General features: G+C 32.8%; 24 protein-coding genes. All 24 read left to right on the forward strand.

Annotation, left to right across the window (positions count from 1 at the left end; translation table 11 throughout):
• Window positions 1-3,522 carry a chromosome segregation protein SMC gene (gene smc, locus HMPREF1864_RS01600; protein ID WP_062571097.1) on the forward strand — a complete coding sequence of 1,174 codons (3,522 nt, stop codon included), beginning with the start codon at window positions 1-3 and terminating at the stop codon, window positions 3,520-3,522.
• Between the two features lie 9 nt (window positions 3,523-3,531).
• Window positions 3,532-4,911, forward strand: coding sequence for a signal recognition particle-docking protein FtsY (ftsY, locus tag HMPREF1864_RS01605; RefSeq protein ID WP_062571098.1), 1,380 nt, complete (start codon window positions 3,532-3,534; stop codon window positions 4,909-4,911).
• A 473-nt stretch (window positions 4,912-5,384) separates the two neighbouring features.
• Window positions 5,385-5,741, forward strand: coding sequence for a YlxM family DNA-binding protein (gene ylxM, locus HMPREF1864_RS01610; RefSeq protein ID WP_062571099.1), 357 nt, complete (start codon window positions 5,385-5,387; stop codon window positions 5,739-5,741).
• 11 nt (window positions 5,742-5,752) lie between these two features.
• Window positions 5,753-7,090, forward strand: a complete 1,338-nt coding sequence (gene ffh / locus HMPREF1864_RS01615) for a signal recognition particle protein (RefSeq protein ID WP_062571100.1) — start codon at window positions 5,753-5,755, stop codon at window positions 7,088-7,090.
• A 49-nt stretch (window positions 7,091-7,139) separates the two neighbouring features.
• Complete coding sequence (gene rpsP, locus HMPREF1864_RS01620; protein ID WP_005956761.1) at window positions 7,140-7,439, forward strand: 30S ribosomal protein S16; 300 nt, start codon at window positions 7,140-7,142, stop codon at window positions 7,437-7,439.
• A 20-nt stretch (window positions 7,440-7,459) separates the two neighbouring features.
• Window positions 7,460-7,693, forward strand: a complete 234-nt coding sequence (locus HMPREF1864_RS01625; protein ID WP_062571101.1) for a KH domain-containing protein — start codon at window positions 7,460-7,462, stop codon at window positions 7,691-7,693.
• Entirely contained in the window at window positions 7,680-8,183 is a 504-nt protein-coding gene (gene rimM / locus HMPREF1864_RS01630; RefSeq protein WP_062571102.1) for a ribosome maturation factor RimM, read from the forward strand. Before HMPREF1864_RS01625 ends, rimM begins: the two co-directional genes overlap by 14 nt.
• On the forward strand, window positions 8,180-8,923 hold the full coding sequence (trmD, locus tag HMPREF1864_RS01635; RefSeq protein WP_062571103.1) for a tRNA (guanosine(37)-N1)-methyltransferase TrmD: 744 nt from the start codon (window positions 8,180-8,182) through the stop codon (window positions 8,921-8,923). The genes rimM and trmD overlap by 4 nt, the downstream gene beginning before the upstream one ends.
• Complete coding sequence (gene rplS, locus HMPREF1864_RS01640) at window positions 8,910-9,257, forward strand: 50S ribosomal protein L19 (protein ID WP_062571104.1); 348 nt, start codon at window positions 8,910-8,912, stop codon at window positions 9,255-9,257. Before trmD ends, rplS begins: the two co-directional genes overlap by 14 nt.
• 61 nt (window positions 9,258-9,318) lie before the next feature.
• A complete protein-coding gene (locus HMPREF1864_RS01645) occupies window positions 9,319-10,962 on the forward strand; it encodes a glycosyl hydrolase family 18 protein (protein WP_369817831.1) in 1,644 nt (547 codons plus the stop codon).
• 66 nt (window positions 10,963-11,028) lie between these two features.
• Window positions 11,029-11,682: a zinc dependent phospholipase C family protein gene (locus tag HMPREF1864_RS01650; RefSeq protein ID WP_062571106.1), complete on the forward strand. Its 654-nt coding sequence runs from the start codon at window positions 11,029-11,031 to the stop codon at window positions 11,680-11,682.
• Between the two features lie 55 nt (window positions 11,683-11,737).
• The gene (gene asnA / locus HMPREF1864_RS01655; protein ID WP_062571107.1) at window positions 11,738-12,733 is read left to right on the forward strand and encodes an aspartate--ammonia ligase; all 996 of its coding nucleotides are present in this window, start codon (window positions 11,738-11,740) and stop codon (window positions 12,731-12,733) included.
• 84 nt (window positions 12,734-12,817) lie between these two features.
• Entirely contained in the window at window positions 12,818-13,579 is a 762-nt protein-coding gene (locus HMPREF1864_RS01660; protein ID WP_062571108.1) for a hypothetical protein, read from the forward strand.
• 38 nt (window positions 13,580-13,617) lie between these two features.
• A complete protein-coding gene (gene ruvC / locus HMPREF1864_RS01665; RefSeq protein WP_062571109.1) occupies window positions 13,618-14,112 on the forward strand; it encodes a crossover junction endodeoxyribonuclease RuvC in 495 nt (164 codons plus the stop codon).
• Window positions 14,112-14,696 carry a Holliday junction branch migration protein RuvA gene (gene ruvA / locus HMPREF1864_RS01670; protein ID WP_062571110.1) on the forward strand — a complete coding sequence of 195 codons (585 nt, stop codon included), beginning with the start codon at window positions 14,112-14,114 and terminating at the stop codon, window positions 14,694-14,696. Before ruvC ends, ruvA begins: the two co-directional genes overlap by 1 nt.
• A gap of 4 nt (window positions 14,697-14,700) precedes the next feature.
• The gene (gene ruvB, locus HMPREF1864_RS01675; protein WP_062571111.1) at window positions 14,701-15,702 is read left to right on the forward strand and encodes a Holliday junction branch migration DNA helicase RuvB; all 1,002 of its coding nucleotides are present in this window, start codon (window positions 14,701-14,703) and stop codon (window positions 15,700-15,702) included.
• Between the two features lies 1 nt (window position 15,703).
• Complete coding sequence (locus HMPREF1864_RS01680; protein WP_062571177.1) at window positions 15,704-16,822, forward strand: SpoIID/LytB domain-containing protein; 1,119 nt, start codon at window positions 15,704-15,706, stop codon at window positions 16,820-16,822.
• Between the two features lie 13 nt (window positions 16,823-16,835).
• A complete protein-coding gene (gene queA / locus HMPREF1864_RS01685; RefSeq protein ID WP_062571112.1) occupies window positions 16,836-17,855 on the forward strand; it encodes a tRNA preQ1(34) S-adenosylmethionine ribosyltransferase-isomerase QueA in 1,020 nt (339 codons plus the stop codon).
• A 5-nt stretch (window positions 17,856-17,860) separates the two neighbouring features.
• On the forward strand, window positions 17,861-18,973 hold the full coding sequence (gene tgt / locus HMPREF1864_RS01690) for a tRNA guanosine(34) transglycosylase Tgt (RefSeq protein ID WP_062571113.1): 1,113 nt from the start codon (window positions 17,861-17,863) through the stop codon (window positions 18,971-18,973).
• A gap of 80 nt (window positions 18,974-19,053) precedes the next feature.
• Window positions 19,054-19,353 carry a preprotein translocase subunit YajC gene (gene yajC, locus HMPREF1864_RS01695; RefSeq protein WP_062571114.1) on the forward strand — a complete coding sequence of 100 codons (300 nt, stop codon included), beginning with the start codon at window positions 19,054-19,056 and terminating at the stop codon, window positions 19,351-19,353.
• 8 nt (window positions 19,354-19,361) lie between these two features.
• A complete protein-coding gene (scfA, locus tag HMPREF1864_RS01700) occupies window positions 19,362-19,508 on the forward strand; it encodes a six-cysteine ranthipeptide SCIFF (RefSeq protein ID WP_005956826.1) in 147 nt (48 codons plus the stop codon).
• Window positions 19,509-19,560: 52 nt separating this feature from the next.
• Window positions 19,561-20,910, forward strand: coding sequence for a thioether cross-link-forming SCIFF peptide maturase (scfB, locus tag HMPREF1864_RS01705; protein WP_062571115.1), 1,350 nt, complete (start codon window positions 19,561-19,563; stop codon window positions 20,908-20,910).
• 118 nt (window positions 20,911-21,028) lie between these two features.
• On the forward strand, window positions 21,029-22,819 hold the full coding sequence (gene recJ / locus HMPREF1864_RS01710; RefSeq protein ID WP_062571116.1) for a single-stranded-DNA-specific exonuclease RecJ: 1,791 nt from the start codon (window positions 21,029-21,031) through the stop codon (window positions 22,817-22,819).
• A partial coding sequence (locus tag HMPREF1864_RS01715) for an HD domain-containing protein (protein WP_156435946.1) occupies window positions 22,803-23,034 on the forward strand: 232 nt, incomplete at its 3' end. The genes recJ and HMPREF1864_RS01715, both read left to right, overlap by 17 nt.

Here is a 23,034-nt window from a genome sequence, read left to right on the forward strand (position 1 = left end):
ATGTTTTTAAAATCCGTTACTATGCAGGGCTTTAAGTCCTTTGCAAATAGAACAAAAATTGAATTAGATGAAACCACTACGGCAATTGTCGGACCCAATGGAAGTGGAAAAAGTAATATTACAGATGCAATAACCTGGGTATTGGGGGAATCTTCTGCCAAAAACCTTCGTGGAAGTAAGATGGAGGATGTAATTTTTTCTGGAACTGACTCCAAAAAGCCCCTAGGCATGGCTGAGGTAACTATTGTATTTGACAACTCAGATAAGTCCCTTAATGTGGATTATAATGAAGTTTCTGTAACTAGGAGGATGTATAGGTCCCTTGAAAGTGAATTCTTAATTAACAACAAGAAATGCAGGCTTAAAGACATTAAAGAACTCTTTATGGATACAGGAATTGGTAAGGACGGCTACTCTGTTATAGGTCAAGGAAAGATTGAGTCTGTCCTTAGTTCTAAACCTGAAGACAGGAGAAATATCTTTGAAGAGGCTGCAGGAATTTCAAAGTACAAGTATAAGAAAATTCAATCTAAGAATAAACTTTTAAAGACAGAGGAGAACCTCATTAGGATTGAAGATATTCTTTCAGAAATAGAAGTTCAGGAACAAAACTTAAAAACTCAAGCAGAAAAAGCTGAGTCCTATTTAAAAGATTATGAAGAATTAAAAATTTACGACATAAATTTTTCTTGCAAGGATATGAAAAAACGTGAAGAGGACTTACTCGACAAGGTCAAGGAACTTGAAGTTTTAAAGTCAGATTCTGATCAAATCATAAACAATAGGGAGGATTTATCCAAAAATCTGGAAGAAATTCAAGAAAAGCTTGAAGGTCTTAAGGAAGAAAGTGAGACTTCTAGTGAAAAATTAAGTAGTTACAAGGAAGACTTTGATAAGTTAAATTTAGAAATAAACCTAGATGAGGAAAAAATAAATTCTCTAAAAAGGGATATTGAAAGAATTGGCTTTGAAAATGAAAGCCTAGATAAAGAATTGCTAAAGTCAAGAGAATTAATAGGTGAAATTGAAAAAGACAGGGAAGTATTAAATTCCTCTAAAGAAGGAATTCTTGAAAAACTAAATACAAAAGAAGACTTAATAAAAAAATTAGAAGCCGACTTTAAGAACCTAGAAGATCTTGGCAACTTAAATTTTGAAAATAAAAATAAGCTAAAAAATGAAATAGAAAATATAAAATTCAAGAGCGAAACCCTTGAAGATATAATAGAAGAAAAAAACAACAGGAAGTCTAATCTTGATAAGTCCATAGAAAATCTTAGAGAAAATCAAACTGAATTTGAAAAAATTATTGATAGGGATACTTTAGAATTAAAAAATTTAAAGGAAAAACTAGAAAGTGATGACCAAGACTTTGAAAAGACCAAAGAAGATCTTTTGAGACTTGACGATGAAAATAAAAAGCTTGAATCTGATTTAATAGAAAGAAAAAATAAAGGAAATGAAATCCTTGCAAGGTTAAAGATTCTTGAAAATATGGAATCAAACTATGAAGGCTACAACAGGACTGTTAAATCCTTTATGAATTTTTCTTCAAAAAACAATATTTTCAAGGATTCACTTTATGGTCCAGTTGCAGAAAAATTTTATGTGGAAAAAGATTTCGAAAGAGCAATTTCTGTTGCACTTGGGTCAATGTCCCAAAACATTATTGTATCCTCTACTAAGGATACCTCAGAGATGTTAAAAATCTTGGAGAAAAATAAAATGGGTAGGGCGACTTTTCTTCCACTAGATAGGGTCTCTGGAAGCAGAGTGAGCATTAACTCCAAAGAAGAAGGTATGGTTGGCATAGCTTGTGACTTAATAAAGTTTGATGAAGTATTTAAGGGAATTTTTTATAATTTGCTTGGAAGAGTTATAATAGCTGACAATTTTAAAAATGCCTCTAGGATTTCAAAAAAACATAAGCTTAAGGTTGTAACTCTAAAGGGTGAGGTCTTTAATCCATCGGGAGCCATAACAGGTGGGTCACTTAACAACTACAACAGCTCATTTATCTTGCGTAAAAATGAAATTACTGATTTTCAAAATAAGTTTAAGGGAGTTCAAAGCCAACTTAAAAAACTTGAAGCAGAAAAGAAGGAAGTTGAAGAAAAAATTTTAGACCTCAATGATTTTGCAGGTTCCTATATGGAAAAAAGAAATTCTATAAGTCTCAAGATTAATGAAATTGAGTCAAATATTTACAAAAATAAAAATGACAATGATCTTAACTCCCAGTACTTAAACAAGTATCTAAGAGAAAGAGATGAGCTTGAAGAAAATATTAAAGCAGACTTAAATAGTTTAGAGGACAACAAGCTTCAAATTGAAAGCAAGAATAAGTTGCTTGAAGAACTCTTAGCTGAAGTTGACAGTGGAGATAGGCTAGACGAACTTTCAAAAGAAATTGAAGGGCTAAAAAATGAAAAAATAGAAATTCAACTACTTGAAAGAGAAAATAGAGAAAAAATACTCTACAAGTCCAGGGAAATTGAAAGAATAAAGTCTGAAATTTCTGCGACTGATGAAAAACTTGATAATAATAAGAAAATATTAGAAGAGTCTCAAGCTAATATTGAAGCAAAGGCAAAATCTAATGAAGAAAATAAAAAATCTCTTGAAGAAATTAGGGAATTTATAGATAACTTAAATCTCAAATTAGAAGAAGTTAAGAAGGACTTAGATGAGAAAAATAAAACTTACTTAGACAAGAGAGAAGAGCTTTCCAACCTTAAGGAGAAATTCCTAATAATAAGTTCTGAAATAGAAAAAACTGAACTTAAAATTGAAATGAATAGAAATAAAATTTCTAGTGAAGTAGATAGGTTAAAGGAAGACTACGACATCTTAGATTATCATGACTTTATTGACGATAACCTCAAGGACTTAAAAGAGGGAACTCTTAGAAGATTAAAGAAAAAAGTTCGCGACTATGGAGAAGTAAATATTTCTTCTATTGAAGAGTACAAACTTGTAAAAGAGAGATGCGATTTTTACACTTCACAAAGGGATGATTTAATTAATTCTAAAGAAGAAATAAAATCTATTCTAAGCAAGCTGGACCATGAAATGAAAAAATTATTTAACGAAGCTATGGAAGAAATTTCTGGAAACTTTACAGAAATTTTCAAAATTTTATTTAATGGCGGTCGTGCAGAGATAAGTGTAGAGGGAGATGTCTTAGAATCGGGAATTGAGATTAAGGCTTCGCCTCCAGGTAAGAAATTACAATCTCTTTCATTATTATCTGGTGGGGAAAGGTCCCTTACTGCAGTAGCTCTCTTGTTCGCTCTATTAAAGTATAGGCCAGCATCTTTTTGTATCCTAGATGAAATTGATGCAGCCCTTGACGATGCAAATATCAAGAGGTATGCTGATTACCTTTTAACTCTTAAAGGAATTCAGTTTATAATCATAACCCACAGGAAGCTGACAATGGAGATTGCAAAGACTATGTATGGTGTTACAATGGAAGAGAAGGGAATTAGTAAATTGTTCTCTGTAAAATTAAAGGATTAGGAGATAGATATGTTTAATTGGTTTAAGGATAAATTTAAGAAAAAAGATGACAAAGAGATTAAGGAAGACTTAATTGAAGAGAAGCTTTCTGAAGAAGTTGCACCCAAGGAAGATGCTGATGAAGAAATTATTTTAACTAATGAAGAGATTAGGGAAGAAGAAGCTCAGGAGTTAGAAGAAATAGAAGAAAAGTTAGAAGAAGCTTCAGAGGAAGGCAAACTTTCTGATGAAGATATTGACAATTCAGAAAAAATAGAAGACGCAAAGGTAGCTTCTATAGACAAGGAAGTTGTTGAAGAAGCTTTAGATAAAAAGGAAGAAATCCAAGCAGAAGAAGTTCAAAAAGAAAGAGAAAAAATTAGGGAAGAACTTGAAGAAGCTTCGGAAGAAGGAAATCTTTCTGAAGTAGAAGAAACCAAGGAAGCTAATGACAGTGAAGAAGTAGAAGAAGTTGAAGAGATAGTAGAAGAGCCAAAAAAAGTTTCTCTCTTCCAAAGACTAAAGGAAGGTCTAGACAAGACTAGAAAAGAAGTTGGAATTAAAATCAACACTGTCTTAGGTGCCTATGTCAAGATTGACGATGAGATGCTTGAAGACCTAGAAGATATTTTAATATCAGCAGATATTGGAATGGAAACCACAATGAAGCTAATTGACAACTTGCGTGAAACAATAATTAGGGAAAAGATTAACGACCCAAAAGAAGTTAAGCCTCTTTTAATGGAAGAAGCAAAAAAACTTATGAATCCAGAGTTAAACACTCCAATTAAGACAGATCCGCCAGTGATTATTTTAGTAGTTGGAGTAAATGGAGTTGGTAAGACAACAACTATTGGTAAGCTTTCTTCAAGATTTAAAAGAGAAAGCAAGTCTGTTCTTGTTTGTGCAGCAGATACCTTTAGGGCAGCAGCCATTGACCAATTAAAAGAATGGGGCAACAGGGCCCATGTTGATATAATTAGTCACGCTGAAGGGTCAGATCCTGCAGCAGTTGTTTTCGATGCAATTGAAGCAGCAAAGGCTAGAAAAACTGACGTCCTAATAGTTGACACAGCAGGAAGACTTCACAACAAGTCTAATCTAATGAAGGAACTTGAAAAAATTAATAGGATTATTTCCAACAAGTTCCCAGAAGCAAATCGAGAAAACTTGTTGGTACTTGATTCAACAACAGGTCAAAATGCAATTAACCAAGCTAAGACTTTTAGAGAAGCAACTGACATAACAGGAATTGCACTAACAAAGCTTGATGGTACAGCAAAGGGTGGCGTTGTTGTTGCCCTTCAATCAGAACTTGGAATCCCTATTAAGCTTATTGGAGTTGGGGAAGGCATTGATGACCTTCAAGACTTTAACATTGATAGCTTCTTAGAAACAATTTTTGGTTAAAATTTATAAAATTATTTAGTAGGTCTTAGGACCTACTTTTTTAATACTAACTTTTAAGTGAAGTCCACAAAAAATTATAGAAAGCCCTATTGTGGAAAATAATTTTAAATCTAGTTAGAAAAATTGAAAAATAAAATTTCATTAAGTTATAAAAACTAACAAAGCTGCAAGAAATTATAAAGTAATAAAAATTTATGGCTTTATAGAAAATTACAAAGCAAGAAATTTTTATGACTTAATAGAAAATTAATAAGTTATAAAGTTTTGTGGAGTCATATTATTTTGCTACATAATAAAAATTTAATAAGTTGTCAAACTATTTCCGTTAAAAGTTTATTGAAGAGAGTGGCGACGGCAAAAAATTCATAAAAAATTAAAAAACTTTAAAATTAATGTTGACATTAAGTAGGCAATTAGTTAGAATTAGATAGGTCAAGTAAAGAGGTTGACCTTATGAGAAAAATGGTGATATAATGAATGAGAAATTTTTCAGGATGAACAGTTTACTTGATTTCTACGGAAAGCTTCTTACTGAAAAGCAGATGAAGGCTGCCCTAATGTATTATGTTTATGATTGCACAATCAACGAGATTTCATCTGAACTTAATATATCTAAGCAAGCAGTATTCGATAACTTAAAGAGAGCGGAGAATAACTTAGAAGATTTTGAAGCAAAACTTGAGTTAATCAAAAATGCAAAAAAAGAAGAAGCTAAGAAACAAATAAAAAATGAAAAAATAGAAAGCATTTTAGAAAGTATAGAAAAAGAAAGTCTAAGTCAAAATAATAATTTAAAAATTAAAGAGCTTAGAGAAATACTTTTTGACTAGGAGGTGGATTTTTGGTATTCGAAAGTTTATCCGATAAATTGCAAAATACTTTGCATAACTTAAGAGGTAAAGGCAAATTATCTGAAAAAGATATTGACGCGGCAATGCGTGAGGTAAAACTTGCACTTCTTGAAGCTGACGTAAACTTCAGAGTTGTAAAAGACTTTGTAAAGACAGTAAAGGAAAGGGCTTTGGGAAAAGAAGTTTTAGAATCCCTAACTCCCGGCCAGCAAGTAATAAAAATTGTTAATGAAGAACTCACAAGTTTAATGGGGACTAGCGAGGTTAAAATTGACTTCTCAAAGAAACCAACAGTTATAATGATGTGTGGTCTTCAGGGTGCAGGTAAAACTACTACAAGTGGTAAGCTTGCCAATAAATTAAAAAAAGATGGAAAAAGACCTCTTTTAGTTGCTTGTGACGTTTACAGGCCAGCAGCTATAAAACAACTTCAAGTTGTTGGTGAGTCTGTCGATACTCCAGTATTTACTATGGGAGATAAAATTTCTCCAGTAGATATTTCCAAGGCAGCTCTTGAACATGCCAAGAAAAATGGAAATGACGTAGTCATCATAGATACTGCAGGTAGACTTCACATAGATGAAGCCCTTATGAAGGAGCTTCAAGATATTCACGAGGCACTTGAACCATCTGAAGTTCTTCTTGTCCTCGATGCAATGACAGGTCAAGATGCAGTAAATGTTGCTGACACATTTGATGACATGTTAAAGTTAACAGGTGTTATCTTAACTAAACTTGATGGTGACGCCAGAGGTGGTGCTGCCTTATCAATTAGGTCGGTTACAGATGTTCCTATTAAGTTCATCGCCAGTGGTGAAAAAATGGATAATATTGAAGTCTTTCATCCAGATAGAATGGCTTCAAGAATACTTGGAATGGGAGATGTGCTCTCCTTAATCGAAAAGGCACAATCAGCTGTTGATGATAAGAAGGCAAAGGAACTTGAAGAAAAGCTTAGGAAGTCAACTTTCACTTTTGAAGATTTCCTAGACCAAATGCAGCAAATGAAAAATATGGGGCCACTTGAAGATATAATAGGAATGATTCCTGGTATGAACAGCAAGGCTCTAAAGGGTATTAGCTTACCTGATAATGAATTTGCAAAAGTAGAGGCTATTATTCTTTCTATGACTAAGAAGGAAAGACAAAAGCCAGAAATTATAGATTCTTCCAGAAGGAAGAGAATAGCAAAGGGATCTGGAACTAGTCCAGCCGATGTAAACAAACTTATTAAACAGTTTAAGGACATGAGAAAGATGATGAAACAATTTGGAAATATGTCCAAGACAATGGGAAAGAGAAAGTTTAAATTACCTTTTTCCTTTTAAGTTAGCTTATATATTTTAATATATAAATTTTTTTGTGGAGGTGAATAATTTGGCAGTTAAAATTAGACTTAGAAGAATGGGTGCTAAGAAAAAACCCTTTTATAGAATAGTTGTAGCAGACTCTAGAAGCCCTAGAGATGGAAAGTTCATCGAGGAGATTGGTTATTATAACCCACTTACAACTCCTAAGGAAGTTGTTGTAGATGCAGAAAAAGCTAACAACTGGATTAAGAATGGTGCAAAGCCTACTGATACAGTTGACAGACTTTTCAGAGAAAACTCAGTGTACAGCGCTGGTGCTAACTCAAATAATACAGCAGAAGCAAGTGAATCAGAAGCTACTGAATAACAGTATGTTTGGAGGACCAAATGGTTGAATTAATTGAATATATTGCTAAATCTTTAGTTGACGATCCTTCTTCAGTTGATGTAGCAATGACTAAGAATGATAATTCAATTGATATTACTCTTAAAGTTGCATCAAATGAAATGGGAAAAGTTATTGGCAAACAAGGTAGAATTGCTAAGGCAATAAGAGCAATTTTAAAAGCTGTTTCACTAAAAGAAGATGTAAAGGTTAATTTGGAAATTGAAGAATATTAAAGATTCAATTACTTGCATTGGTAAAATTATTAATACTCATGGTATCAAGGGGGAACTTAAAGTTGATCCTTATACCTTTGACAAAAAGAGGTTTTCTAAACTTAAGAGCGTCTTTGTAGGTGAAGATTTAAAAGAATTTTTTATTAAAAAAGTTCGAGTTAATGATTTTGTCTATTTAAGCTTTGAAGGTTATGAAAATATAAACGATGTTCTAAACCTAAAAGGGTCTAAGCTTTATATTAAGGATGAAGACAGGTTAGAACTTAGGGAAGACCAATACTATGTTTCTGATTTAATTGGAAAAGAAGTTTATGACACTGATGGCAATTACATTGGAGTCTTAAAGGAAGTATTGGAATACCCTGCTAATGATATTTTTGTCGTAGAAGGCAAGGACAAGGAAACTTATCAGGTGCCTGGAGTAAAAGAATTTATAAAAAAAATAGATTCAACAATAACTATTAAGTTAATAGAAGGAATGATTTTGTGAAAATTAGTGTTTTAACATTATTTCCCGAATTCATAAATAATATTAGAGATTTTTCTATTGTTGGAAGATCTATTGGCCAAGGAAAGCTAGAATTAGAAACTGTAGATATTAGAGATTTTGCCATCAACAAATATTTACAAGTCGATGATTACCCCTATGGCGGTGGACCTGGTATGCTAATGCAAATTAAACCAATAGTAGAGGCAATAGAATCTGTAAAGACAGAAAGATCTAAAGTTTATTATATGTCCCCACAGGGCAAGGTGCTTACACAGGATAAGCTAAAAGACTTAAAAAATGAAGAACACATTATTCTTTTAAACGGTCACTATGAAGGTATTGACAATAGGGTCATTGAAAATTATGTTGATGAAGAAATTTCCATTGGTGATTATGTTTTAACTGGTGGAGAGTTGGCATCAATGGTTATCATTGATGGCGTGTCAAGACTACTTGATGGTGTACTTGCTAGTGAGGAGTCCTTTGAGGATGAATCACACTACAATGGACTTTTAGAACATCCCCAATACACTAGGCCAAGAGAATTTAGAGGACTTGAAGTTCCTGATATTCTTTTAAGTGGAGATCATGAAAAAATTAGGAAGTATAGGCTCAGAGAGTCTATAAAAAATACTTTACAGAAAAGGCCTGACTTATTAAAAGATAAAACTTTAAATGATGAAGAAAAAGATATTTTGAAAGATTTACTGGAAGGAGGTAAAGACAATGGATTATATTAGAGCTATTGAAGCAGAACAAATAAATGAAAACTTACCTAAATTTAATGTTGGAGATACAGTTAGCGTTCACTACAGAATTATCGAAGGCGAAAGACAAAGAATCCAAGTATTCGATGGTACTGTTTTAAAAATTCAAGGAAAGGGCGCTAGAAAGACTTTCACAGTAAGAAGAATTTCTTACGGTATTGGAGTTGAAAGAACTTTCCTACTTAACTCACCAAGAATTGCTGATCTTGTTATTACAAGAAAGGGTAGAGTTAGACGTGCTAAACTTTACTATCTTAGAGATAGACAAGGTAAGGCTGCAAAAGTTAGAGAAAAAACAAACTACTGAGAATGGGACTTTAAGTCCTATTTTTAGTATCTTTTATTTTGAGCAAATAAATTAAAAAAGGGTGATAAATTTGAAAAAACTTTTTGTGGGACTCTTATTAATTATTGTCCTAGCAGCTGGTGCATTTTTATTTGTTGAAAATAGAGGAACTAGCAAAATTTCAACTAAGTACGATAAGTTTAATTTTTTGACAGAAGACAAGGACATTGATAAGGACGATTTTTGCATTGAAGATGGAATGATTTATCTTTCCCTTGACTACATAAAAGAATACCTCGATAAGGGTATAGAATATGATAAGTCAACTGGAGAAGTTAAAATCAACAACGATCATGCTAATAAAATTTTAAAATTAAATGAATACAAAGCAAAGTTCAACAGCGGGACAATTGATTTGCGTGCTCCTGTTATTGAAAAAAATGGAAAGATTATGCTTCCAATTGAAGCCTTTATCTATGACTATGATGTTAGGTTAAGATACAACAAGGACATTAGACTGCTCCTTCTTGACTACAGGGATAAGGAATATGATTTAACAAAAACTACATCTGAAACTCTATTAAGAGAATCTGATTCTAAGAGGAGCCCAATTATTAAAAAGCTACCTAAGGGAGAGGAACTATATGTCTATGAAGAAAAGGGTAAGTTCTGCAAGGTTAGGATGCCTGAAGGATATGCTGGTTATGTTTTAAAGAAGGACCTAGATGAAAACTTTGAGAAAGTTTCTTTTAAGTCAACTTCAAAAAATACATTTGCTGATCCAATAAACTTAACTTGGGACTACACTTATGCAGAACATTCTGAAGACAAGATTAACCAAATAAAAGACATTAAGGGACTTGATGTTATAATACCAACTTGGTTCTCCATTAGGAATGGAAATGGGGATATGATTGACAGGGGAAATCAAAATTATATTAAAAAATACAAGGACTTAGGAATAGATGTCTGGGCATATCTTGACAACTCCTTTGATCCAAATGTAACTCATGAGGCCCTATCAAATGAAAACACTCGTAAGAAGGTTATAAATAAAACCTTAGAACTTTGTAAAAAGTATGGAATGAAGGGAATAAATATTGACTTTGAACATACAAGGGTAGATGATAGAGATTATATAACAGACTTTGTAAGAGAGTTCAGACAAGCTGCAGGTGATGACTTTATTATATCTGTTGATGTTACACCACAAATTTCAGCTGAAGTTACAAAGGAACCTTATGATAGAAAGGCTCTTGCTGATATTGCTGACTATATGGTAGTAATGGCCTACGACCAACACTGGGGATCTTCTGATAAGGCTGGATCTGTTGCCCAATACAAGTGGGTAGAAGGATCAGTCAATGTATTATTTAGAAGCATTCCAAATAAAAAAATGATTCTTGGAGTCCCTCTTTACACTAGAATGTGGAAGGAAGCTGGTGGCAAGGTAACTTCTAAGACAATTTCTATGGATGAAGTTGCTAGAATAATCGCAGCCAAAGGCTTGAAACCAGTTTGGGATAAAGAGTCACAACAAAATTATGTTGAGTATCAAGAAAACAATGCTAACTATAAAATTTGGATTGAAGATGCAAATTCACTTGAAAAGAAGGTATCCCTTGTTAACAAATATAATCTAGCAGGCGTTGGAAGCTGGAGACTTGGCTTTGAAACTTCAAATATTTGGGACGTAATATCAAAGGAACTAGACAAGACAAACTAAAAATTGACAATTTTGCTATAAAAGTATAAAATCTTTTTGTAAAGATGATGAAAATTTTTATTTAGGATGTGTTTAAAAATTTTACCAGATACACATAAAATCGTGGCAAGGATTGTCCACGATAGAATAAAAGACAAATACAATGTCAATTTAAATTTGGGAAAAGTGCTTTGGGGATCAGTTGCCCCAGATGTCCTTCCTTATTACAAGTTGAAGAGACATTATTTCGACGAATCTGGAGAATATATAGCAAAGGAAATTACTAAATTAATTTTCTTTTCAAGATTCTCTTATTCAGAAGGAAATGAAAGCAAATTATTAATTAACTATGTGAGCAAGAGACTTGGCATAATAATGCACTATCTATGTGATTTTGTTTGCTATCCTCATGCTTACAGAATGACTTTCGTAGAAAATTTGAGAAAACACGTTAAGTACGAACAAGACTTAGCCCTTTATGCAAGGGAGAATAAATACCTAGAAAAAGATTTTTCTTCAGTAATCAGTGTTGATGATATTAATTTTTTAGAAGATTCTGATATGAAACTTGAAGAAAGAGTTATGAAGTATTTAATAGATGTTATAGACCAATACAAGGGGTCAGATCATTCTTTTGACAATGATTTAAATTTTGCTTTAAATCTTTGTACAAATATTTCTATTTTAGTTATTGAATCAAGTCTCCAATTTCAAGGAGATTTTGATATACAATATATTTAAAAGAAATCTTTCGCTTATTGTGGGTGAAAGATTTTTATAATTAGGGAGGAAAAAAATGAGGAACAACTCTAGTGCTACAAAATTAGATCTTAGAGAGACACAGATAGCAATCAAGTCAGTTAAGGATTACTTTCAAAGAGATTTAGCAAACACTCTAAACTTACAAAGAGTTTCTGCCCCTCTATTTGTAAGACCTGAAACAGGGCTTAACGACAACTTAAATGGAGAAAAAGCTGTAGACTTTGATCTTAGACATTATGGAATCAATGTTGAAATTGTTCAATCTCTTGCTAAGTGGAAGAGAAATGCCCTTAAGGATTACGGATTTAATATGTATGAAGGAATCTACGCTGATATGAATGCCATTAGGGCAGAAGAAGAGCTTGATGAAATTCACTCTTCCTATGTAGACCAATGGGACTGGGAAAAAATTATAAATAAGTCTGATAGAAATAAGGAGTATCTTTTCTTAATTGTAAGAGAAATTTATTCTGTATTTAAAAGAACTGAAGAATATATTAATCAAACTTATCCTTACATTCTTTCAAAGAAACTTCCAGAAGAAATCTTCTTTATAACTTCCCAAGAATTAGAAGATAAGTATCCAGGAAAAACTCCTAAGGAAAGAGAAAAATTAATTTGTAAGGAAAAGGGAGCAGTCTTCATCATGGGAATTGGTCATGAACTAAAGTCTGGCAAGCCCCACGATCTTAGATCACCTGACTATGATGATTGGAACCTAAATGGGGACATCTTGTTCTGGGATGAAGTCCTAGATAACTCTCTTGAAGTTTCAAGTATGGGTATTCGTGTTGACGAAGAATCTCTAAAGAGCCAATGCGAACTTACAAATACAACTGAAAGGTTTAAACTTCCTTATCACCAAAATATTATGAATGCAGATCTACCTTACACTGTAGGTGGAGGTATTGGTCAATCAAGAATTTGTATGTTCTTCTTAGAAAAACAACACATTGGTGAAGTTCAAGTAGGCGTTTGGGATGAAAAGAGTTTAGACTTCTGTAAAGAAAACAAAATTAAATTATTATAATTACATTACATTTACAATTTGGATTTTAAATCCTCCGTGACTTATAGTATAATTATTTTATACGAACTAACGGAGGATTTTTTTATGGATTTGGCTGAAAAATTAAATCAGACACCTTATAAAAGGCTTGCCTTTAAAGATATAAAAAAATACCTAATCGCAAACTTCTTGTACAAGGGCGACTTGGATAGCATAAATATTTTACTGAATCTTTATAATGTTTACGAGTCTATTGAAAATATTTATCCAAGATATGTTACTCTTGAGAATTTGAGAAAGGATATTGTAAAGGTTTATAGGCAAAAAGAGGGAATTGAACTTATATCGAGAAACCTCTCCAATCTTATTCATGATGATATAAATAGGCTTGAACTATATTTATACTTAGAGGGATATAGGCTCGGCTTTAACTCAAAAAAGCACATTAATATGCTTGAGATAATAACCTTGAAGCACCTTACTATAGATGAACTTTACAATAGAAAGAAACTTTTTCAATATGAATTTAAGAACGAGGAAGTTTTATCTTTTAAGAAGTTAGTTTTCAAGGAAATAAGAAAAGATAGGCAAATAAGGATTTTTATAAAAAACACTCTTACTGATGTTAGAAAAAGACTTCTCAATAGTAAGATCCAAAGTATAAACGACCACCTAGACTTGCAGCTTATTTTTAGAAGTCAAGATGACGACGTTGAAATTAAAGAAGTTGACTCCTACTTAACTGATTCTGAAATTGAAATTTTAAATAACAAGATTTCTAAATTTCTATACATAGATTGTTTCAGAGTTTTTAGAAATGCTTTTTGGGATGGAGTTAACGACAGAGTTTTAAAGAGATACAAGTAAGGATAGTTTTATACTATCCTTTTTAAAGTGGTGATAAATTGGTAATTTTGGGGATTGACCCAGGGATAGCTATTGTTGGGTATGGATTTATAGAACTCAAAGGGAATTCTTATAAAGTTTTGGATTACGGAGCAATAACAACAGAGGCAAAAGTTCCACTTCCAGAAAGGCTAAATGCAATATACCAAGATATGAATGATCTTATAGAAAGGTATAAACCCGATGACATAGCCTTCGAAGAACTTTTTTTTAACAAGAATGTAAAGACAGCAATAACAGTTGCTCAAGCTCGTGGAGTTGAAGTCTTAGCTGCCAAAGAATCTGGAGCAGGACTCTACGAATACACTCCTCTTCAAGTAAAACAAGCCATAGTTGGTTATGGAAGAGCTACAAAAAATCAAGTTCAAGAGATGGTAAAGATTATTTTAAACTTAGAGAAAGTTCCAAAACCAGATGATGTTGCAGATGCCTTGGCAGTTGCAATAACTCATGGAAGCTCAATTAAGTTTAAAGAAAGTTTTAGGATGATATAATGATAGAATTTTTAAAGGGAAGAGTTCACTCTACTGATAGGGGGTACCTAGTACTTGAATCCAATGGAATAGGCTATATTGTAAATATGGTAGAAAGGGAGCTTCATACTTTTTATGAAAAAGAGGAAGTTTTCATTAACATCAGGCTGGTTTTAAGAGAGGATGCAGCAATTTTATATGGATTTAGCCATATAGAAACAAGAGATGCCTTCGATCTTCTTACAAGTGTTACGGGAATTGGACCTAAGCTAGCAATGGGAATTCTTGATGGCGATGATGTAATTAACATTGCAAAATACATTGTATCAAAGGATGAAAAATCTCTTACAAAATTACCAGGCGTTGGTAAAAAAACTGCTCAGAGGATAATCCTTGAATTAAAGGACAAGGTTGAAAAGTTAGACTTAGACTTGACTTCTATGACTGATGAAGTAGAAATTATCGAGGAAAAGGATGATTCAGCAGTTGAGGCTCTAATTTCCTTGGGTTATAATGTATATGATGCTAAAAATGCACTAGACAAAGTAGATCCTTCACTTGATATTTCTGAGAGAATAAGAGAAGCTTTAAAATTAATGGGTTGATAAAATGGAAAAAAATAGATTAGTGGAGCCAGAGCTTATTGATGGCGATGCTAGGGAAGTAAGTCTTAGACCTAAGTGGTTAGAAGAGTATATTGGCCAAGAAAAGGTAGTTAAGAATTTAAAAATTTTTATTGAAGCTGCCAAAAACAGGTCAGAGCCCTTGGATCACACACTTTTAAGTGGACCACCAGGACTTGGGAAAACTACACTTGCTGGTATAATTGCCAATGAGATGGGTGTTAACCTAAAAGTTACATCTGGTCCTGCAATTGAAAAACAGGGAGACCTAGCGAGTATTCTTACAAATTTAAATAATGATGATGTTCTTTTTATAGATGAAATTCACAGGTTAAATAAGTCTGTGGAGGAAATCTTATATCCTGCTATGGAGGACCATGCTTTAGACATAATAATAGGCAAAGGACCTTCTGCAAGGTCTATAAGACTTGACCTTGCACCCTTTACACTTATTGGGGCAACTACAAGGGCAGGTATGCTTACATCACCTCTTAGAGATAGATTTGGGGTTATGCTTAAACTAGATCTTTATGATAGTAAGTCTCTAGTTGAGATTATAATGAGGTCGGCAAAAATTTTAAATGTTCCCATAGAAGAAGAGGGAGCATTAGAAATTGCTAGAAGATCAAGAGGAACACCAAGAATTGCCAATAGACTTTTAAAGAGAGTAAGGGACTATGCTGAAGTAAAAGAAGGTGGAGTTATAACAACAAAAGTTGCTATAAAGGGACTTAACCTTCTTGAAATCGATAAGTTTGGCTTAGACAATATTGACAGAAGAATAATACTCACTATGATTGAGAAATTCAACGGAAGACCAGTGGGAATTGATGCGATATCGGCAGCTATTGGTGAAGATAAGGGAACAGTAGAAGATGTTTACGAGCCTTATTTAATGCAAATAGGCTTTATTATTAGAACGCCTAGAGGAAGAGTGGCCACTAAGAGGGCCTATGATCATTTTGGTTTGGAGTATAAGGATGAATGAAATGAAAAAAATATTATTGTTAGCTTTATTTTTGGTTTTACTGCCATTAAATATCTTTGCTAAGGAAGACTATGACAAGATTGACATAAAAGTTGGAAAATCTATTCCTGTTGGGGAAAATTTAAAGTTAAAATCAAAATCTAATCTAAGAGTTGTTACTTCTGATGAACAAGTCATTAATAATACAAATAACAAAGAAATTAATATTATCTTTGACGGTAGTAAAATTAACATAGATGGTAAAAACTTTACACTAAAAAACTTCCCTCAAAATGGAGCTTTTTTAATATCTTCTGATTCGCCGATTTACGTTGATAAGATAAAGAGAAACTATGGAGGAGCAATTTCCTTTAGAGTCAACAATAAAAAACTTGATGTAGTAAATAGGGTGGAGATAGATGAATACTTAAAGGGAGTTCTTCCTAAAGAAATGAGCCCAAGCTTTCCAATGGAATCTTTAAAGGCTCAAGCACTTTGCTCAAGATCTTTTGCCATAAACAACTACAACAAGTTCAAAAAAAATGGTTACAATCTTGATGATACTACAAGATCACAAGTATATTATGGAAAAGATGTTGAAAATAAATCTACAAATAAGGCTGTAGAAGAAACTATTGGACAAGTTATTAAGTATAAGGGTGAAGTTGCAGAGACAATTTTTTGTGCTTCTTCTGGTGGTTATACAGTTTCATCTTCTGAAGCTTGGGGCGGAAATAGTGTTCCTTATCTTATAGCACAAGAAGATCCTTATTCAGTTCATCCGTGGAATTATGAGCTTAAAGATAGTGACTTAAAGAAGTTAAATTTATCTGACGTATTTAGTGTTAGTCTTGACTATAATAATTCAAATAGAGTTAACAACTTGACTTTTTCTACATCTAAAGGAGATGTAAAAATCAAGGCTACTGATTTTAGGAAAAAAATTGGCAATACAATTATAAAGTCAACCCTATTTGATGTAAATGTAATAGGAAATAAAATATTAGTAAGTGGTAAGGGATACGGACATGGTGTTGGCATGAGTCAGTATGGTGCTGTCGAAATGGCTAAAAAAGGAAGCAATTACAAGGATATTATTGGATTTTATTTTCCAGGTACAAATATAGAAAAGATAAAATAATAGAAAGGCAAAAATGAAAACAAAAGATTTTTATTACGACTTACCAAAGGAATTAATAGCACAACATCCTGAAGAAAAGAGAGACCATTCCAGACTTTTAGTTTTAGATAAAGAAACTGGAGAAATGGAGCACAAACACTTTTATGACATAATAGATTATCTTAAAAAGGGTGATTTGTTGGTATTAAATGACACCAAGGTAATGCCTGCAAGAATTTATGGACACAGGGAAGGGCGAGAAGAAAAGATTGAATTTCTTCTTTTAAATAGAAAAGATGATATTTGGGAATGTTTATCTAAGCCTGGTAAAAAAGCAAAAATAGGAACAAAAATTATTTTTAGTGATAAACTTTCTGCTGAGGTTTTAGATATATCTGGAGATGGATCCAGATTTTTAAAGTTTGAGTACGATGGAATATTTGAAGAAATCCTAGATGAACTTGGAGAAATGCCACTTCCTCCCTATATAACAGAAAAGCTAGAGGATAAAAATAGGTATCAAACAGTTTATGCCAGGGAAGAAGGATCAGCTGCAGCACCAACTGCAGGACTTCACTTCACAAAAGAACTTCTTGAAAAATTAAAAGATAAGGGTGTAGAAATTTGTTACATTACTCTTCATGTTGGACTGGGAACTTTTAGACCAGTTAAGGTAGAAAATGTTGACGAACATGAGATGCACTCTGAGTTTTATGTAATGACAAAGGAAGTTGCAGATAGAATTAATGCGGCTAAAGACAGGGGAAGCAGAGTGATTGCAGTTGGGACTACAAGTGTGAGAACTGTTGAGTCAATTGCCAATGAAGATGGAAGAGTATGTGAGAAAAGTGGATTTACAAATATATTTATTTATCCACCTTATAAGTTTAAATGTGTCGATGCACTTATAACAAACTTTCACTTGCCAGAATCCACCCTTCTAATGCTCGTGTCATCCCTAGCAAGTAGAGAAATTATTTTAAAGGCTTATGAAGAAGCGGTAAAGAAAAAATATAGATTTTTCAGCTTTGGTGATGCCATGTTTATAAGGTAGGTTTTATGTTTAAATTTGAATTATTAAAAACTTCTAAGGATTCAAAGGCAAGACTTGGAAAAATAACGACAAATCATGGGGAAATAGAAACCCCAATTTTTATGCCAGTAGGGACAAGAGCTACAGTTAAGACAATGACACCTGATGAGCTAAAAGATATTGGAGCTCAAATAATCTTATCAAACACCTATCATTTATTTTTAAGACCAGGTACAGAGATAATAGAAAAGGCAGGTGGTCTTCATAAGTTTATGAATTGGGATAAACCAATTCTAACCGACTCAGGAGGATTTCAAGTTTTTTCTCTATCCGATAATAGAAAAATTACTGAAGAAGGTGTTCACTTCAGGAGTCACATTGATGGGAGTAAGATGTTTATCTCTCCAGAAAAGTCAATTGATATACAAAACATTTTGGGGTCAGATATAATTATGGCTTTTGATGAATGTGCACCCTATCCAGCAAGTCATGAATATATTGATCATTCAATGAGAAGAACTCTTAGATGGGCTGAAAGATGTAAGAACCATCACAAGAATGTAGACAATCAAACTCTTTTTGGAATTATCCAGGGAGGGATGTACAAGGATCTAAGAGAAATTTCTGCAAAAGAAATGGTTGATATGAACTTTAAGGGTTATTCCATTGGAGGTCTTTCAGTTGGAGAACCTATTGATTTAATGACTGAGATTTTGGATTATACAACAGACTTTATGCCAGAAAACAAACCAAGATACCTAATGGGAGTTGGAAGCCCAGATTACTTATTCGAAGCAGTGGAAAGAGGAGTGGACATGGCAGACTGTGTTCTTCCTACAAGAATTGCAAGAAATGGAAGTGTCTTAACTCATCAAGGAAGAATTCCAATAAAAAATGCAATTTATAAAGAGGACTTCTCAAGGCTTGATGATGAATGTGACTGTTACACTTGCAGGAATTTTTCAAAGGCATATCTTAGACACTTATTTAATGTAGACGAGATACTTGGAATGAGGCTAGCAACTATTCACAATCTCTATTTCTTAATAAATATGATGGAAAACATTAGAGAATCCATTAGGGGAGACTACTTCCTTGAATATAAAAAAGATTTTTATAAAAAATATGGTTACAAGTAAAGACTTAAAGATATTCTTGTTAAGTTATGAGTTTAAATGTATAATATAATTATTAAATATTAAGAAGAAAGGGGTCAATAATGGATCAAAGAGCAATGTTAAATTTCCTTCCTTTAATATTGATGTTTGCTGTTTTCTATTTCTTTGTAATAAGACCACAAAAGAAAAAAGCAAATGAAATCAATGAAATGCGTGAAAGCTTAAAGGTTGGAGATAAAATAATTACAATCGGCGGTATTATTGGAAAAATTATCCTTGTTAAGGAAGATTACTTAGTTATCGAAACTTCATCTGACAATACAAAATTTGAAATTATGAAGTGGGGAATTAATGGTACTTATAAAAAGAATACTGATCTAAAAGACGTTGAAGAAGAATAGGAGATATTATGAAACACATTAAAACACTTACACAAAAAAATCTTAAGAAAACTTACGAAAAAGGCGGATGTGGAGAATGCCAAACATCTTGTCAATCAGCTTGCAAGACTAGCTGTACCGTAGGAAATCAAAAATGTGAAAATTCTGAAAACTAAGGCAAGGGAAACCTTGCTTTTATTTTGTTAGGGGTTAAGTAAAGGAGAGAAGATGGAAGAAAGAATTCATAAATTTTATTTAAATAATAGATATGTTGTCCTTGATATAGCAAGTGGATCAGTCCATATTGTAGAAAAAATTGTATATGAAATGATTGATGATTATGAAAAATTGTCAAAGGATGAAGTTATTGATAAATATTCAAAACTATATAATAAAGAAGACGCTAAAGAAGCTTATGAAGAAATAGACTACTTGGCTAAAGAAGATTTATTATTTTCTGAAGATGAACACTTTAAACTTCCTAGATTCAATCCTCAAAATGTAGTAAAGGCACTTTGTCTTCATGTTGCTCACGATTGTAACTTAAGATGTAAGTATTGTTTTGCATCTCAAGGTGACTTTAAGGGCGACAGAAGTCTTATGAACTTTGAGACAGGCAAGAAGGCCTTAGACTTTCTTCTACAAAATTCTGGTAACAGGAGAAATCTTGAAGTAGATTTCTTTGGTGGTGAACCTCTAATGAATTTTGCCTTAGTAAAAAAACTTGTAGCTTATGGTAGAGAAGAAGAAAAAAAATATAATAAACACTTCAGGTTTACAATTACAACTAATGGTGTTCTACTAAATGATGAAATAGACGAATTTATTAATGAGAACATGGACAATGTTGTTCTATCTATTGACGGAAGAAAAAAAATAAATGATGAAATGCGTCCTACTACAAATGGTAAAGGGTCTTATGACATTATTGTTCCAAAATTCAAAGAATTAATTGAAAAAAGAGGAGACAAGGACTACTTCATCAGGGGAACATTTACAAATGAAAATTTAGACTTTTCTGAAGACTTAAAAGACTTCTACTCTCATGGGTTTAAAAAAACTTCTATTGAACCAGTAGTTACTGATGAGAGGGAGCCTTACGCAATTAGAGAAGAGCACCTTGAAAAAATACTTCATGAATATGAGAAGATGTCTAAGGATTACATTGAGATAAGAAAGAAAGACAAAGACTTTTCTTTCTTCCACTTCATTATCGACTTATCACAAGGGCCTTGTATAGTTAAAAGAACTGTTGGATGTGGAGCTGGTTCAGAGTATGTTGCTATAACACCCCAAGGAGAAATTTATCCTTGCCACCAATTTGTTGGTGAAGAAGACTTCTTACTTGGTAATGTTGATGATGGAATTACAAATACTGAGTTAAGAGATAATTTTAAAAATTCTAACGTCTATACTAATGAAGACTGTCCTACTTGTTGGGCAAGATATTACTGCTCAGGTGGTTGTCACGCCAACGCTTACTACAGTAACAATGACTTAAGCAAGCCTTACAAGGTTGGATGCGAAATGGAAAAGAAAAGAATTGAGTGTGCAATTTCAGTTCTAGCTAATGAATAGTGATAAAAATTTTTTAAGAACCCCATGAGGGTTCTTTTTTTGTTGCTTGATAGGCTAATTGTTTTACCTTAATGATAATTTTTGATATAATTATCTTCATACATAAAGTGGTGATTGAATGGAAAGATGGTTTATAAAAAACAAAAGTGATCCTGGTATCGACTATAAAAAATTAGGGATAAACAATGTTATATATAAAATTTTACTTAATAGGGAAATAAATACAGAAGAAGACATTCGAGAGTTTTTAGAACCAAGTCTTTCAAATTTAAATTCACCTATTTTGTTAAAGGATATGGTAAAGGCTTCAAATATAATTTTAAGTCACTTGGCTAAGAAGAATAAAATTAGAATTATTGGTGACTATGATGTTGACGGTGTGACGTCAACTTATATCTTGTATGAAGGCTTAAGGACTATTGGCGGAGATGTCTCCTATGACATACCCCATAGAGTTGAAGATGGATATGGAATTAATAAGAATTTAATTGACAAGACCCATGAGGATGGAGTCAAGTGCATTATAACTTGCGACAATGGAATTGCTGCAAGAGATGCAGTTGACTATGCTATGTCTTTAGGTATTGATGTAGTTGTTACTGATCACCATGAGGTGCCGAAGATTGTTAAAGACAGAAGTGAAGTTGAGATTATTCCAGATGCAAGTGCAGTTATAGATCCAAAACAGTCTTCTTGTGCCTATCCCTTTAAGGAAATATGTGGTGGAGTAGTTGCATTTAAACTCATAGAGTACCTTTTTTTAATTAAGGGAGTAGATAAGGAAGAGTTTTATGAAAAATTATTACCCTACGCTGCCATAGCAACTGTATGTGATGTAATGCCACTAACAAATGAAAATAGGGTAATAGTTTCTGAAGGAATTAAGCTCTTAAGGGAAACTAAGGATTTGGGACTTAATGCCCTAATAGAGGCTTCTGATATAAAAAAAGAAGATATTGATGTTTACCATATAGGTTTTATCATTGGACCAACGATTAATTCTAGTGGCAGACTAGAATCTGCTAAAGAAGCTATAGAATTATTTTTGGAGAAGGATTATTCACTTGCTCTTGAAAGGGCTAAGAAATTAAGAGACCTCAATTATGAGAGACAAAAGCTAACCAGTGATGCCTTTGAAGTAATAGATGAGAAGATACAAAAGGAAGAATTATTAGATAAGCATAAAATCCTTATAGTTTATGAGGAGGGCTTAAATGAATCAATCCTTGGTATTGTTGCTGGAAAGATTAAAGAAAAGTATTATAGACCCAGCGTAGTTTTAAGTGATTCCAAGGACTTAATTAAGGGGTCTGGACGAAGTATTGAAGAATACAATATGTTCCAAGAATTTTCCAAATCAAAGGAATACCTCAAGAGTTTTGGTGGACACAAGATGGCTTGCGGCTTAGCTCTTCCCTTGGAAAATCTCGAAGATTTTATTAATGATGTAGACCAGAAAGAAAGTCTAACAGAAGATGACTTAATAAGAAAGGTTTATATAGACGGAAACTTAAAACTAAAATACATTAGTATGAAGCTTGTTCAAGATATAGAGTCTCTAGCTCCCTTCGGGAATGGAAATTCTGCCCCAAAGTTTGGTGCCAAAAACTTGCAGATAAAATCGCTTAATATCTTGGGTAAAAACAAAAACTTTTTGAAGATGACTTTGTCTCAAGAAAATATAAATTACACGGGTATTTTATTTGAAGATTCTAAAGTATTTTTAAGGAAGCTTGCTAGTTCCTATGGAAGGGAAGAAGTTATGGGTCTTTTAAATGGAAGGCCTTCCAATATTTTAATAGATATAGTTTTTAATCTTGACTTAAATAAATTTAATGGGAATGTTACCATTCAATTAAAAATTAAAAGCTATAGAATCACAGGTGAGAAGAATGTTATTAATAGATGAATTAATTGAAAAAGTAAAATCCTATAATGAAAATGCTGATATAGATATGATTAGACGTGCCTATAAGATGGCTGATGAACATCACAGGGGTCAAAAGAGGAATTCTGGTGAAGATTATATTATTCATCCTCTTAATGTTAGCTTGATTTTGGCTGATATGAACATGGATACAGCCACTATTGTTGCTGGCCTTCTTCACGATGTTGTAGAAGATA

Origin of the sequence: Peptoniphilus sp. DNF00840 (assembly GCF_001553125.1) — a bacterium.
Taxonomy (GTDB): Bacteria; Bacillota; Clostridia; order Tissierellales; family Peptoniphilaceae; genus Peptoniphilus_A; species Peptoniphilus_A vaginalis.